Origin of the sequence: Chryseobacterium piperi, from assembly GCF_002285635.2 — a bacterium.
GTDB classification, from domain to species: domain Bacteria; phylum Bacteroidota; class Bacteroidia; order Flavobacteriales; family Weeksellaceae; genus Chryseobacterium; species Chryseobacterium piperi.
This window is the reverse complement of sequence record NZ_CP023049.2, coordinates 2,381,125-2,394,483: the sequence shown is the minus strand read 5'-3', so window position 1 is coordinate 2,394,483 and position 13,359 is coordinate 2,381,125. Positions and strand designations below refer to the sequence as shown.

General features: G+C 35.3%; 11 protein-coding genes and 4 tRNA genes. 13 read left to right on the top strand and 2 right to left on the bottom strand.

The genetic code is table 11. The features are described 5' to 3' along the window. Nucleotides 1-81: 81 nt before the first annotated feature. From CJF12_RS10385 to CJF12_RS10335, 13 genes are all read left to right on the top strand, one after another. On the top strand, nucleotides 82-732 hold the full coding sequence (locus CJF12_RS10385; protein ID WP_228379061.1) for a hypothetical protein: 651 nt from the start codon (nucleotides 82-84) through the stop codon (nucleotides 730-732). Continuing rightward, nucleotides 729-1,862: an AAA family ATPase gene (locus tag CJF12_RS10380; RefSeq protein WP_034682218.1), complete on the top strand. Its 1,134-nt coding sequence runs from the start codon at nucleotides 729-731 to the stop codon at nucleotides 1,860-1,862. Before CJF12_RS10385 ends, CJF12_RS10380 begins: the two co-directional genes overlap by 4 nt. Further along, entirely contained in the window at nucleotides 1,835-2,575 is a 741-nt protein-coding gene (locus CJF12_RS10375; RefSeq protein WP_034682217.1) for a hypothetical protein, read from the top strand. Before CJF12_RS10380 ends, CJF12_RS10375 begins: the two co-directional genes overlap by 28 nt. Continuing rightward, nucleotides 2,566-4,950 (top strand): hypothetical protein, encoded by a 2,385-nt coding sequence (locus CJF12_RS10370; protein WP_034682216.1) that lies wholly within the window; start codon nucleotides 2,566-2,568, stop codon nucleotides 4,948-4,950. Before CJF12_RS10375 ends, CJF12_RS10370 begins: the two co-directional genes overlap by 10 nt. Then, nucleotides 4,940-6,595 carry a hypothetical protein gene (locus CJF12_RS10365; protein WP_034682215.1) on the top strand — a complete coding sequence of 552 codons (1,656 nt, stop codon included), beginning with the start codon at nucleotides 4,940-4,942 and terminating at the stop codon, nucleotides 6,593-6,595. The genes CJF12_RS10370 and CJF12_RS10365 overlap by 11 nt, the downstream gene beginning before the upstream one ends. Next, nucleotides 6,588-7,607: a tetratricopeptide repeat protein gene (locus CJF12_RS10360; protein WP_034682213.1), complete on the top strand. Its 1,020-nt coding sequence runs from the start codon at nucleotides 6,588-6,590 to the stop codon at nucleotides 7,605-7,607. The genes CJF12_RS10365 and CJF12_RS10360 overlap by 8 nt, the downstream gene beginning before the upstream one ends. Before the next feature lie 794 nt (nucleotides 7,608-8,401). Further along, nucleotides 8,402-8,477: transfer RNA gene (locus CJF12_RS10355), tRNA-His, on the top strand. A 5-nt stretch (nucleotides 8,478-8,482) separates the two neighbouring features. Beyond that, a tRNA-Lys gene (locus tag CJF12_RS10350) sits at nucleotides 8,483-8,556 on the top strand. Between the two features lie 236 nt (nucleotides 8,557-8,792). Beyond that, a tRNA-Pro gene (locus tag CJF12_RS19925) sits at nucleotides 8,793-8,864 on the top strand. A gap of 69 nt (nucleotides 8,865-8,933) precedes the next feature. Next, nucleotides 8,934-9,015 (top strand) — tRNA-Cys (locus tag CJF12_RS19920). A gap of 205 nt (nucleotides 9,016-9,220) precedes the next feature. After that, nucleotides 9,221-9,706, top strand: a complete 486-nt coding sequence (locus CJF12_RS10345; RefSeq protein ID WP_034682211.1) for a ribonuclease H-like YkuK family protein — start codon at nucleotides 9,221-9,223, stop codon at nucleotides 9,704-9,706. A 23-nt stretch (nucleotides 9,707-9,729) separates the two neighbouring features. Then, on the top strand, nucleotides 9,730-10,119 hold the full coding sequence (locus tag CJF12_RS10340) for a cyclic-phosphate processing receiver domain-containing protein (RefSeq protein ID WP_051887195.1): 390 nt from the start codon (nucleotides 9,730-9,732) through the stop codon (nucleotides 10,117-10,119). A 721-nt stretch (nucleotides 10,120-10,840) separates the two neighbouring features. Continuing rightward, complete coding sequence (locus CJF12_RS10335) at nucleotides 10,841-11,941, top strand: slipin family protein (RefSeq protein ID WP_228379060.1); 1,101 nt, start codon at nucleotides 10,841-10,843, stop codon at nucleotides 11,939-11,941. Between the two features lie 451 nt (nucleotides 11,942-12,392). Here the strand turns inward: CJF12_RS10335 and CJF12_RS10330 are convergent, their stop codons facing one another. Continuing rightward, a complete protein-coding gene (locus CJF12_RS10330) occupies nucleotides 12,393-12,848 on the bottom strand; it encodes a VOC family protein (protein WP_034682208.1) in 456 nt (151 codons plus the stop codon). Between the two features lie 178 nt (nucleotides 12,849-13,026). After that, nucleotides 13,027-13,353 carry a hypothetical protein gene (locus tag CJF12_RS10325; RefSeq protein WP_034682206.1) on the bottom strand — a complete coding sequence of 109 codons (327 nt, stop codon included), beginning with the start codon at nucleotides 13,351-13,353 and terminating at the stop codon, nucleotides 13,027-13,029. Between the last annotated feature and the right edge of the window lie 6 nt (nucleotides 13,354-13,359).

Genomic DNA, 13,359 nt, shown 5'->3' with positions numbered 1-13,359 from the left:
TTGCAACTCTAAAATGACAATTTTTATGCAACTTTTAACCCTTACTATTTTTTATTATTACTTTTTTAAACAGGCTCTTAGATGTTGGAAAATAAATCTTCCTTTTTAGATACCCTATTTCTTCTTCGTAAAGAAGAATGCATTACTATTTTTTCAGATAGGTATACCGTATCAAAAAAAGAAGAAGCCGATGCAGTAGATTATTTTGAATCTGAATTTGAAAAAGAAAGACTGGAATTTTTATCACAGAGCATCAATTATCATAAAGACGCTGCAATTTGGTCGGCGAAGATTCTTTATCATGCTGCACAGTTATATTTAGTCAGAGAGAATACGGCTAAAGATTTAAGCCAGCTGTTTCCTCAGTTTAGTTGGATAAGGAATGTTAGCTCCATCCTATCTGCAGATCTAACGTTGCGATTTTTGCCTCAGATCATTACAGCACTCCGGGATTTAGATTCTGAGGATCCTTTGATCGGACTGCTGGAAAATATTTTGTCTGAGTTTCATTACTCAGGCATAGGGTATGATCTTAATCTTGAAAAAACAGATTGGGAAAAGGAGCTAGAAGATAAAACTTACCAGAAATTATATCTGGAAAGGATTGTTGAAAAAAGAGCCTATCAATTGGCTGAGATCCCTTATATTAACCAATTGCTTATCGCGGAATTCGGAATCTATAAAAATGAGTTCTGGCGAGAGCTAAAAATAATTAACGAAAAAAATAAATGATCCCGAATATTACAAAACTCAATACGGTACTCGACTATGTAAAAAATACTTTCGTAGGGAAAAATGACGTGGTTGATTTGCTGGGAATATGCCTTTTGGCAAGAGAAAATGCTTTTTTATATGGACCTCCGGGAACCGCAAAATCTGCTATTGTAAGAACGTTGGCGCAAACGGTAAAAGACGGTAAAAATTTCGAGTATTTATTAACGCGTTTCACCGAACCGAACGAAATTTTTGGTCCCTTTGATATCAGAAAGCTGAAGGAAGGTGAGCTTTTGACCAATACCGAAGGAATGATGCCGGAAGCTTCATTGGTATTTTTGGATGAAATTTTCAATGCTAATTCTGCTATCTTGAATTCCCTTTTAATGGCATTAAATGAGAAGATTTTTAAACGTGGAAAAGAAACAAAACATTTACCGGCGCTGATGTTTGTAGGAGCGAGTAACGCTCTTCCGGAAGATGAAGCCTTAAATGCGTTATTCGATCGTTTTCTGATCAGGATCAATGTTGATTATGTTAATCCGGAGCTTCTTCAGCAGGTACTTTTGGCTGGAAGAAAGTTAGAAAATACTATTGAAACTGAAATTCCTGAAATCCTCACCGAAGAGATCATAGCACTGCAAGGTCTTTGCAGGACAATTGATCTGAAACCGATTTATGAAGTGTATTTAAATACGATCATCAATCTCCGGAATACAGGAATTGCTATTTCTGACCGTAGAGCTGTAAAGCTGCAGAACCTTATTGCTGCGAGCGCTCTGATTTGTGGACGAAATGAAGCAACTCTTTCCGATCTATGGGTATTAAAGCACATTTGGGATACGGAAGAACAAATAGAAATTTTAGAGGGGATCATCAACAGGACGATTGAAAAAGATGATCATCAAAAATCCCATCCACAGGCTTTACAAAATAGAACGCCCAATCCTGAAGAAGTTATGAAAGATGTTACCATTCTGATTGAAAAATGGAATAGCGGAACATTAAGTTTTGAAGAGCAGAATGTGATTAAAGATAAATTAAGATATCTTCAAACCCGTTGTGACTGGATAAAAAACCAGGAACAGAAACAATTTATTCAACAAGAAATTGAAAGTCTATGGCAAAAGATTCTTCAAAGTGTATAGTATTTTGGGCTGAGTTGCCTCGTGCTGATGAAGATTTTCTGGGTTCGATCCGTGATTGGAAAGGGGGTCAGATTGCTTTAGATGCTGAGACGATCTGGCTGAAAGGGTTTGCAGATGAGCAGGCAGATTCTTCGGACCTGAAGCAATTGCCAAACTTTTTACTTTATGAATTGAGAGATGGGCTATTGTTCAGGAGAGGAGCTTTGATTCCAAGTAAAAAAGTACCAACAGCTTTGCTGTGGTCTCCAATTGATAAAGCGTTACGACTTACCTTTCCACCATCTAATCAGAATTTTTTTGGAATTCATGAAAAGGTGAAAGTTAAATTAAAATCAAGCGAAGAAGAACAATCTGCTGTAGCATTATTATGTTTGGTATCTGATATTAAAGATCGCATTGCAGCTACTCCCCAATTTAAGCTGAATAAAATAGATTGGATTATTATCAATGATTATGCATTGTTTCTTGGAACTCCGTTGCTAAGTTTTCCCGGGAAAGCTTATTGGGAAAGAGATGGGCATCTTTTACCTGCTGGTTTTGATTTTGAATTTAAAAACCTAAGTATTCTTCTTCAGCAAAAATATAACCCTGAATTGAAGCAATGGCTGCTATGGACTGAAAGTGGCAATTATCAGCCCATATCTAAAGATGATTTCCGGAAACTTTCTGTAAGCTCATTCCGACTCACTGAAAAAGCAAAAGAATGGAATTGAATCAATATTTTCAATCGTATCAGGAATACTTCTGGGAGTGGATCACAGATGAGGACATCCATGATGATTCAGGATACCATGAAAATAATCTGATTTCTATCCCTAATGTAGGGGCAATCGCATACAGGCCTTATGTAATGGAAGTTTTAAAGGAATTACAGCCTCAGGGTCTTCCTCCTTTCGGGGCTTTGCTTTTGGTACTTTATGCTACACAGGAGGGATATCTGAATTTTGACGGACTGGCATATTATCTGAAAAAAATAGAAAAAAAGGTAAATGCCAGTCTGGAGGTTGATACTATTTTACAATTTCTTGAAAACCTGAACCGACTTGGAAAATCATATAAGAAAGGTCAAAACAAAATTGGTCTTTTGCAAACTTTATTTAAAAATTCACATAACCGGATTGCACCGGAGCGAGCAGAGCTTCTATTGAAGAAGTTTGCAAGGAAACCTCACGCCCTTTCCGAATGTGCAGATAAAATACCTCTGCAAGCATTATATGTAATTCGGGATACCCGGATTCTGGTATGGCTGAACGAGAAGTTTCCTACCACAGAATCTATCATTGGAGCGATGAAAGGTTTTATTGATGAGCCTGAACTGAATGATGAGGTGATAGAAGAAGAAACAACCATAGAAACCGGAAACGATTTTATCAGGGAATTGATTGATGATCCCAGAACATTTCAGATAGGAAGCCTTGTGAAGAGAATCTGGAGTGGGCTTAAAATTCCGATGCGCCACCTGTCTCCGGGAGAACAGCCTATAGGGGGAATATCAGATATGACGAATAAAGGAGAATTCCATAGAATGCTTTTGTCTGAATTTGCGAATGAAGATGAGGTTTTTATGAACCGGATTGCTAATAATGAAACCCTTTATATTCAACGTGAAATACCTCCTGAAGAAAATGTTTTCGAACGGATTATTTTGATCGATACATCCCTTAAAAACTGGGGAACACCTAAAGTTTTAGCTTTTGCGTCAGCGCTCGCTGTGATTAAACATCCGAAAGCTCATTCAGCATGTAAAGTATTTACTTTGGGTGAAACGGCTACTTCTGTTTCACTGGACAAGATAGAAGATGTAGTCGAAGGACTGAATCTGGTCAGCCCTGTTTTAGACATTTCACAGACATTGAATAAGTTTTTTCAGGAAGAGCATACAGAAAAGGATCTTGAAGTATTTTTCATTACCAATCAAGAAAATCTTGCTCATGAAAGCCTCCAGCGAGTCATTCATGAAAACCGAGACCGGCTGAAATTTTTAGTGACCACTTCACCGGACGGAGTACTTCATTTTTATAAACACTATAAAGGAACCCGGAAGCATATTCAGAAGATTGTCCTTCCTTTACAAGAACTATGGGCAAATCCTCCACAGCGGAAACAAAAAACAGATCATCAGTCTGCACACGGAAAAAAGACCGATGTTCCGAAGAATTATCCCATATTATTTCCCACTCCGATTAAAAAGATTGCGACCTTTTTATATGAAGGGGAATTTTTTATTTTAAGCAATAAAAGGCAGTTACTCAGAACCTATCTTTCAGATAATTATTACAATAAAGACTATTATGATCATTACAGAATACATCGCGGATGTGAAGTCTTGATAGAAGATATTTCTGTGAAACCAAGAGGGCAGTTTGCACTGGCGAGAAATAAACAGCAGCATTTTATATTATGTCAGTATCAGCAGGATAAAAAATTAATTTCTAAACTTAATCTGGATACGAAAGAGTATTCTGAGCTTAACCTGACCGGAAAAAATATTCCGGAAGATTATAAACTAGTTTATTTTGATAAGCACTTCTACCTGTATCATCCGGAAGCTGCCTGGATTTATGAAATCAATATCGATGGAAGCCTCTCTTTTGAATCGGTAAAAAATGATAAAGAAATTGCCAAAAATGATTCTAAGGTTGGGATTGAAATTGATAAGCTACGAGACACAGGAGTTAGGATTTTAAATAATTTCAGTAATGTGGGGATCAATTCAGAAAATGACCTTGTTATTTCAAGTAACCGAATAACCAGATTACATGAAAATTCACTTACTCTGGTCAGAAATAAATATGCTATAAAAACCTTAGCCAGCCAATATAAAAATAAATTTACTTTTTCAGATGGAAGCGAGGTGATTACTGATGTCCGTGGGATGCTAACCTTTATAAGCAGTAATAAAAATATCCCTGTCTTTTACATCCCTTCCTCAGAATACGAATTGCTATCTCTGGCAACTAATACCGGTTTTGGTGGAGCAGAATATTATTTACCGGAGACGACCTTGCTTAAAATGAAGAAAATGGAGGATATGTATTCTGATTGTTTAGAGCCATTTATTAATCAAATTTTGGAATATGGAACTTAGAATTAAACCATTTCCTAAAAATACGTATCCTAAAAAAGCGATTTTCATCAAAGGCGCTTCTCCTTCCACCTGGCTTTATGAGATGGAAGCCTTGGAGATTAATATTACACAAGTAAGAACTTTTGCTATTCCTTCTGCCGAACCGAATTTGCTGTATGGCTGTCTGGTGGTCTTTTCTGATCAGGCTCCTCAAGCAATTGGGCAAAACTCCTATTTCCAGTCTGTAGATGACCGGTTGTTCATTCCTGAAAATACCATATTCTATCCGAAGGTACAACAGGAAGACTGGCAAAATATAGACGCTGAATTTCTGATTATGCATCCCGAATTTGGACTTGTAAAGCTTTCGGAGCCAATCAACTGGATTTCATTACTTGAAGAGCCTGAAAAAGCGGGGTTTACTGTCAGAAAACCTTTGAATGGGGTGACAATTCCTAAGAAAATCGAGCGCTATGTTGTAGACATGGACGATGAAAAGGTGATAGAAGGGCTTCAGAAATCACAGAAAGAAGAAGAGTGGATGAAGAATCTGCCTTTTGATATGAAAAAAGTGATGGCAGGTAATAAAAAAGAAATTGAAAAATATTTAAAATATATTGAAAAATATCCTGATAGAGCCGTAGATCTGGGGGTCCCTTTGGATATTATGGGAACTTCTCGCGGAGATGGATTCGGGAGATTTAGATTCAATAATAGCTGGCTGGGAAGATTATTTGGTGGGAATACCGGGACAAGAGATTATCGATGGGTATTATGGGCGTTTTGGATTGTGATTATTATTGGAAGGGTCGTGATCGGTTTTACAGGTTCTCAGGCTGAAAAAAATACCGATGCTGTTTCCTCAGGAAAAGTAATTTCACAGGATATGCTTAAAAACCAGCAACCTAAAAAGCTGGCTTTTGAATCTGGCCTTACAGAAATTGATATGAAAATCGATTCTCTGTACCAGGGCGAAAGAAGAGCATTGATGAATGAATATGCTGCAGCTTCTAAAGATCCGAAAACAGAAAAGTTAGCCGAAGTAGAAAAAAAAGTTGAACAATACAGAACCAAAGAAAATCAGACCAGAGATTTTCTTAAGAAGATTTACAAGAAAAAAATAGAAAAGCATATTGAAGATAAATCAAAAGCGGTTCACCGTAAAATTTCTGATTCTCTCAAAAAAGCCAATCCGAATAAGCCCCTTAATAATGGTATTGTAAAAAGTATCTGGAGGAAAAAGCAGGTTTTAATGCAAGATTCTTTAGGACGTTTGTATGGAACCATTGACCAGATTGATTCTAATTTATCAAATAATCGAAATACCAATACTCAAAAAACACAGGGCTCCGGGAACTCTGATTCTGAAAAAATCTCTTTCTCTGAAATTATCTTGCTTATTCTTCTTATAGTGGGAGGGGTAGGTCTTTATTCCTATTTTTTCAGGAAAAGATCTCTAAACGTTGGAGGAAGCAATGTGCCTAATGGGATTAAAATCTTTTTAGTCATTGTATTGGTTGCTATGCTTATCTATCTTTTCTATCCATTGATTGAAATGTTTGGATATAATTGGTTTGTATGGATATTTATTGTTTGTGTTGTTTTTCTTGTTTACAGGCTGTTTAGTGAAGATAAAACGATTTTAAAATCAGATGAAGATGAATAAGCAGAAATTTATAGACAAATTCATAAGAGCTTTCTTTATTCTGGTATTTCTGAAAATTTTAGGGATATTGGCGCAGCTTTTCCATCAGAGTTTCTGGAGTGTTATAGGAACACTTGTGATCTTTATGGTAGTGGCTGTCATGATTTTTTTGGTGATGATCAGTTTAAGAGATAAAGAGCGAGGTAACAATAGTTCTGGAAAAAGAGGAAGTAGAGGAGGTAATTTCTATCTGGAAACCTCACTTTTCGACAGGATCAGGAATAAATATGAAGAACTTGCCGAAAAATACATTGCCGAAAAAGAATATAAAAAAGCTGCCAAAGTGTATATGAATCTTTTACAGGACCATTACCGGGCTGCAAAAACTTTAGAAGACAACGGGTTCTATAATGAAGCAGCCGTGATTTATCTCAAAAAGCTTAATAACAGATCTGGAGCAGCGGTATGTTATGAAAAAGCCAGACAATATGGTAAAGCTATCGATCTTTATAAAGAACTAGAGCAGAAAGAAAAAGTTGGCGATTTATATAAAGAGATGAATGATGTAAAAAATGCCCGTATCTACTATCAAATGGTTGCAGATGATTATGTTGATAATAACCAGATGGTAAAGGCTTCTTTGATTTATAGAAAAAAAATGGAAACTCCGGATGAAGCGCAAAAAGTATTATTAAAAGGCTGGGAAGAAAATAAAGATGCATTCAATTGTCTTAATAATTATTTTGCCAATATTTTTGATATCAAAAAATTAGAAAACCAGATTCGGACTTTATACGAACATACTCCAGCTGATAAAAAAATCATTTACCTGGAAGCTATGAAACTTGAATTTAAAAGGAGCCCGGAACTTCATGCTACTACACGAAATATTGCTTATGAAATTATTGCAGAGAAAATAGATACCCGCTCTGAAATCGTTAATGAATTGAAATATTTCAATCCAGATGATCAGGTTATTTTAAAAGATATTTCGAGATATAAGACGGGAAGGAATAAGATGTTTAGGTATTAAGATTAAAAGATTTTTCTATTAATTTTCTGATCAATAAAATGGTTCGGAGTTTTAAGAATCGTGATTGTATAAGTGAAAATACTATCTTTGCAGCATTAAAATTATGACAAAACAAAGTATACATACCAACAAAAATCTATCCAATGCGCCTTCAATAGGGAGGTTGTTTAGCTATGAATGTAAGATAGGATATGGGGCGAAATATGCTGACTTTGTTAATTATTTACTATAAACTTGTAAAATATTTAATCAACATACTGCAAAAACGCCTCGACTATCGAGGCGTTTTTTGTGTTTTTAAGGTGAAAATTATTTAGAATGGAAAAAATAAGTATAAAAATGAAATTTTTTAATTAACGATGAAATTTTAATACCATAAAATAGTGTGATAAGCAAACCGATGAGAGACAGTCATTTAGGTCAATTAAGTATCTGCAAGATTTTGCGGACAGGAATTTCTATTTCTTTTTATTTGGTTTAAATAATTGATTTTCAGTTAATTATATCTTGTGTTTATTTGTGAGTTTAAAAAAATCATAGTTACTTTGCAATCGAAAATTGAAAACAACAAGTTTTCAGAATTTTAAGAGTCTTTAAAAACGAAAATATAATGAAGCAAATACATTACATATTTAATCCGCATTCAAGATTACAAGGACAGGAGCCGAAAAAATGCGCGTGTCTTCTTAATAGTGAATTGATAAATAAAAGGTGCTTATATACATGGATCAGCTAATGATTCAGTACGTTTAATATATACAACAGCACCTCCCAAAAAGAGGTGCTTTTTTTATGGTTTCTTTAGCTTATTTGGTAAAGCGTCGGTTTGTGGCACCGGAGAACAGGGTTCGATCCCCGAAGATACCCCCAAAAATAATCTCATAGCTCAATTGGTTAGAGCACCGGTCTTTTAAACCGGGGGTTGAAGGTTCAATTCCTTCTGGGATTACAAAAGGAGAGCAGGTAAATATTGGTTTGTTGAGGCTTACTGCTAAAAAGTTTTACGACAGTAGTAAAGATTCAATTCTTTTGCTCTCCGCAAAAAAGTCTATTGAGGTAATGGTTAACCTGTCCGGCATTTGTTGGGAACTGTGAGTTCGATTCTCACATAGGCGGCAAAAGGTTCATGGAAGATTTTGGCTCCGACTGTCTCTCGGAAAAGAAATTGGAAACTGAGCCTTAAAACTGGAAAGATAACGATGGTTGTTTACCCGCCTTGGACGCGGGAGGTTGCAAGTTCGAATCTTGCTTTCCAGACAATTGAGTTCATGTAAAAAAGACTAGATAAATTCCAGGTCAATTGTTAATAATCATTTAACAAAATCTGATGGTTCGCCGAAGTGGGAGAGTCGGGGCGGTCTGCAAAACCGTTGCGTAAGCTGAGTGGGTTCAAATCCCATAACCATCTCAAATAACTAAGATGAGATTAGTTCCGGAGAAAAGCAAAAGTTTGTCGAGCGTAGAAGTTCTTATATCAAACAAAAAAATTCAGACAAGCTTTTTCTGACTCCAAAAAAGAAAGGCTATTTCAAAACAAAAAGCCAAACATGACTGATTACTCATCAATTATAGTTATCAATTATAAAAAAATATAGAATTTAAAAATGTAAAAAATGGAAACGCAACAAGAAATATGGCAAAATATGACTGGAAAATTTTTCCACAGACCTATCATACAGTTGATAGAAGAAGCCATCATCCGTGAACAAGCTAATGGGTACCGACTGAAAGTTTGTGTGGGATCAGATTCTCATGTCTATGGAGGTATCATCAGCTATGCTACAGCAGTAGTAATTATTCGCGAGGGAAAAGGAGCGTTTACCTTTATTAGAAAACAAAAGGAAATACAAACTATCAGCATTAAGGAACGGATGCTCAATGAGGTAAATAAGTCTGTGGAAATTGCTTATGCTATCTGTTCTGTTTTGGATACGTATGGAGTGGAAATGGAGGTACACGCAGATATCAATACTGATCCTGATTTTAAATCCAATGTCGCCTTAAAGGATGCGATGGGCTATATTTTAGGAATGGGCTATGTATTCAAAGCTAAACCGTATGCTTTTGCGAGTTCCAATTGCGCTGATATGATGGTTTAATATAATGTTTTAATATCTACTTTATGAAAATGATAAAGCTTTTGTTTCTCGATGATATCAGATTTCCAAGTGAAGTTTATGACTATACAAATCAGGAAATATTCCTTCGTGAAGACTGGTATATTGTTAGGAATTACCAAGAGTTTGTTAAGAGAATCTTAGAAGATGGCCTTCCTGATATGATCTCTTTTGATCATGATCTGGCTGATATACATTATTTCGATGTTGATATTTCAGAATTTGCTGAGAAAACCGGATGTGATTGTGCCAAATGGTTGATTGAATATTGCATGGACCATCAGATGAATTTACCGGAGTTTTATAGTCATTCAATGAATCCGGTAGGCAGGGATAATATGATGAATTTATTGGAAAATTTTAAAAATCATCAAAAAATTTTATTACGCAGATAGGTTACGTACTTGAGTAATTCCTTTGCATTATCAAAATGAAACGATATTAAAGTTTCGAAAAACAAACTTTAATCAAAATATCAGGGAAGTCTTGTTGAGTGTTTCAGTATAGCACCATTGCAGAATAATTTGTTGAGAAACATGATTGTATTCTGTTCAGCTTGACTTGAAGGTTTGAGGAGTTTTCCAAAAAATTTCTACCATGTGCTATGGGTCGAAGGTTCGAATCCTTCTATTTCTTTTGGGAATATAACTCAGTTCGGTTAGAGTAATAGCATTTTTGCGAGGGTTCGATTCCCACTCTCACTTCGAATGAGATAGCTCAGTTGGTTAGAGCACTACACTTTTAACGTAGGTTAAATAGACTCAAAATCTATTTTGACAGAGTTAATGTTTCTCTTTAAAAAACATTCCTTATGGAAAAATCTGAGTTTTTTCAGTTGTTCAGTCAACATTTTGAAAAAGCCTGTAAGAAAGATATTTTCTGAAATAAAAATGCAGTGAATGAATAATGAGGATTAGCCATATATTCTAAAAAGAATAGAGTTTTTGCGTGAATGATGACGGGAGAATATGCTAAAAACCTGAATGTTTAGAAAGTGAGTTAAAATACTTATTCTGAATTGGATTTTTTTTCTGAAATACTTTGTTTCCGCTGTTTTTTGGAAGAGAAACACTCAGTTTTTCCCTTTTTATAATTGAATAACCTTAAAAATATAATATGATGTTTAGAAATGTACAAATTAAAGCCTATCAGGTAGGTCTGGTTTTTAAAAACAGGAATCTGATTGAAATTTTAAAAGAAGGGAATCGTTGGATTTTGGGTCGTAAGGCTGTAGAAATTTATGAAATGAAGACCCTATTACAAGTGAATGATGATTTATTTCTTTTATTAAAGAATGAAGAACTGAATGCTATGCTGGATCTTATTGAAGTGAAAGATGGCGAGCTTGTGTTGGTATATGAAAATGGGATCTTTAAAGAAGTGTTGCATGTAGGGCAATATGCTGCTTGGAAAGGCGTGATGAATAGATCATTTCAAAGAATTGATTTGACGAAAGTTGAGATTACAGAAAAAATTTCTAAAACGATTTTGGAAAATGCAAAGTTGAAAAATCTTGTCAGAAAATTTGTGATTACCAATCAGTCTAAAGGATTGTTGATTATCGATGGAAAGATGGCAAAAATTCTTGAAGCAGGAACGTATTACTTCTGGGTGAATGAAGACTCTGTTGAAGTTAAAAGCATTGATACCCGTATGCAACAAATGGAAATTGCAGGCCAGGAACTTTTAACAAAAGACAAGGCGATGCTTCGCATCAATTTCTATGTACGCTATCAGGTGGAAGATATTATGAAAGCATTGATGGACAATAAAGAATATGATAAGCAATTATATATCCTAATGCAATTGGCTTTGCGTGAATTTGTAGGGGCTTTGACGCTGGATGAGTTGCTATTGAAAAAAGATAGTGTAGGAAAAGAAATTCTGGATAATCTGGGTAACAAAGCTGATGACCTTGGGTTGAGAGCTACAGATGCAGGAATCAGGGATGTCATTCTCACCGGTGAAATGAAGGAGATTATGAATCAGGTTTTAATTGCTGAGAAAAAAGCTCAGGCCAACAGCATTATGCGCCGTGAAGAAACAGCTTCTACCAGAAGTTTACTGAATACTGCAAAACTGATGGAAGAAAACGAAGTATTATGGAAGTTGAAGGAAATGGAATATATGGAGAAGATTGCAGATAAAATCGGAGATATTACGGTTTCCGGAAACAGTAGTATTGTTTCTCAGCTGAAAGAAATTTTTGCAAGATAAAACCAATAGCTTTTATTATAAAGACTGGCTTCATTAAAAACGAAGCCGGTTTATTAAAAAAGTCTTGTAGCTTAAAAGGAAAAGCCTGCGTTAAAATTTCTGAACGTGGAGTTTACGGATATTCCGGTTAAATCCACGCGGACTAATGGGTAGAGTTTACAGATGCATCGAAATTGTAAGGGAAAATAGGGAAGCGTATTTATAGCCGTAATGCCAATAGGGAATACGGTTTCGAATCCGGTCAAGACTACAGTAAATATTGAAGATATATTCTATAAAAAATAAGGAGTTGTCTCAAAAGTGAGATCGCTTCTTTTTTTGTTTTAGCAATGAATGCAAGAATAAATTGGAAACTTTTTCACTAAAGATAATATGCCTTCGGAACAAATTAACAAAAAAGCCCAACAGTTAATAGATTACTCATAAAATCATTCGTGAATTCGTGGCTAAATTAATTCTCGTGTTGTTTGCTAATCCACTCTTCATAAGATATGACCCCTAGCTCAGGTTTTGATTTTCCTTCCAGAATAGAAATGAATTCCAGTTGGTTGCCGTCGGGATCATTAAAGTATATAGCTAAAGCAGGCATCCAGGCAAAAACCATGGGTTGGCTCATTCCATCTTTTAAAAAATTGTATGGTTTTAAATTTCTGCTTTTTAAATACTCTTCTGAATAATTTAAAATATCCTCCTGTTCACAGGAAAAAGCAAAGTGTCTGGGCTGTATATTCTCTTTTTGTTCCCATAATCCGAGCATAAAACCTTTACCATCTCCAATCCATAAAAAGGCAATAGGTCTGGTTTCATCTAAGTGAGCGAGTTTCAGATCCAGCACTTCAGTATAAAACTGGATAGACTTTTCTAAATTGCTTACCTGAATATGTGTTTCATATAATCCTTTGATCATGATGCTTTTATTTAAAGTTAATGAGGATAAAGATAGGTCGGGCTACCTGTAATGGAATACAAAAATAAGAAGCATTTCTGAAAAGATGCTTAACCTGTGATTCCTTTATACGAAGTGAATTATAGATATTTTAAGTTAAAGCATTAAAATAGCCGATAAATCATTTATCGGCTTTGTATTAGTTGATTTCCTCCTCGAAGTTTTTTCTCCACTTAGCAATTGTGGTTCTGCTTATTTTGTATGTTTTAGACATATAGCTAGTAGAAAACCCATGCTTTTTCTGGTACTGTAACAGCTTAAGCATTGTTTTTTTATCATAAGTCTTTAGCTTCTGATTGTTTTGAGCCCTTTCTCTGGATTGCTCAAAAAGTCTTTCATTAAGGTTAAGTACATCCTCAGTGGTATTAAGTTTTTTGAGTAATTCTTTAATCTTTGGCTCCTTCAGCTTATCAGGGTACTCCAGTTGGAGCATGTCCTGATAAATTTTACTGTAATTAGGTCGCATTATATT

Coding starts and splice junctions, on each gene's coding strand:
- CJF12_RS10330 (WP_034682208.1), bottom strand. CDS start 12,848: ATGATCAAAGGATTATATGAAACACATATTCAGGTAAGCAATTTAGAA.
- CJF12_RS10385 (WP_228379061.1), top strand. CDS start 82: ATGTTGGAAAATAAATCTTCCTTTTTAGATACCCTATTTCTTCTTCGT.
- CJF12_RS10365 (WP_034682215.1), top strand. CDS start 4,940: ATGGAACTTAGAATTAAACCATTTCCTAAAAATACGTATCCTAAAAAA.
- CJF12_RS10325 (WP_034682206.1), bottom strand. CDS start 13,353: ATGCGACCTAATTACAGTAAAATTTATCAGGACATGCTCCAACTGGAG.
- CJF12_RS10375 (WP_034682217.1), top strand. CDS start 1,835: ATGGCAAAAGATTCTTCAAAGTGTATAGTATTTTGGGCTGAGTTGCCT.
- CJF12_RS10380 (WP_034682218.1), top strand. CDS start 729: ATGATCCCGAATATTACAAAACTCAATACGGTACTCGACTATGTAAAA.
- CJF12_RS10370 (WP_034682216.1), top strand. CDS start 2,566: ATGGAATTGAATCAATATTTTCAATCGTATCAGGAATACTTCTGGGAG.
- CJF12_RS10335 (WP_228379060.1), top strand. CDS start 10,841: ATGATGTTTAGAAATGTACAAATTAAAGCCTATCAGGTAGGTCTGGTT.
- CJF12_RS10360 (WP_034682213.1), top strand. CDS start 6,588: ATGAATAAGCAGAAATTTATAGACAAATTCATAAGAGCTTTCTTTATT.
- CJF12_RS10340 (WP_051887195.1), top strand. CDS start 9,730: ATGAAAATGATAAAGCTTTTGTTTCTCGATGATATCAGATTTCCAAGT.
- CJF12_RS10345 (WP_034682211.1), top strand. CDS start 9,221: ATGGAAACGCAACAAGAAATATGGCAAAATATGACTGGAAAATTTTTC.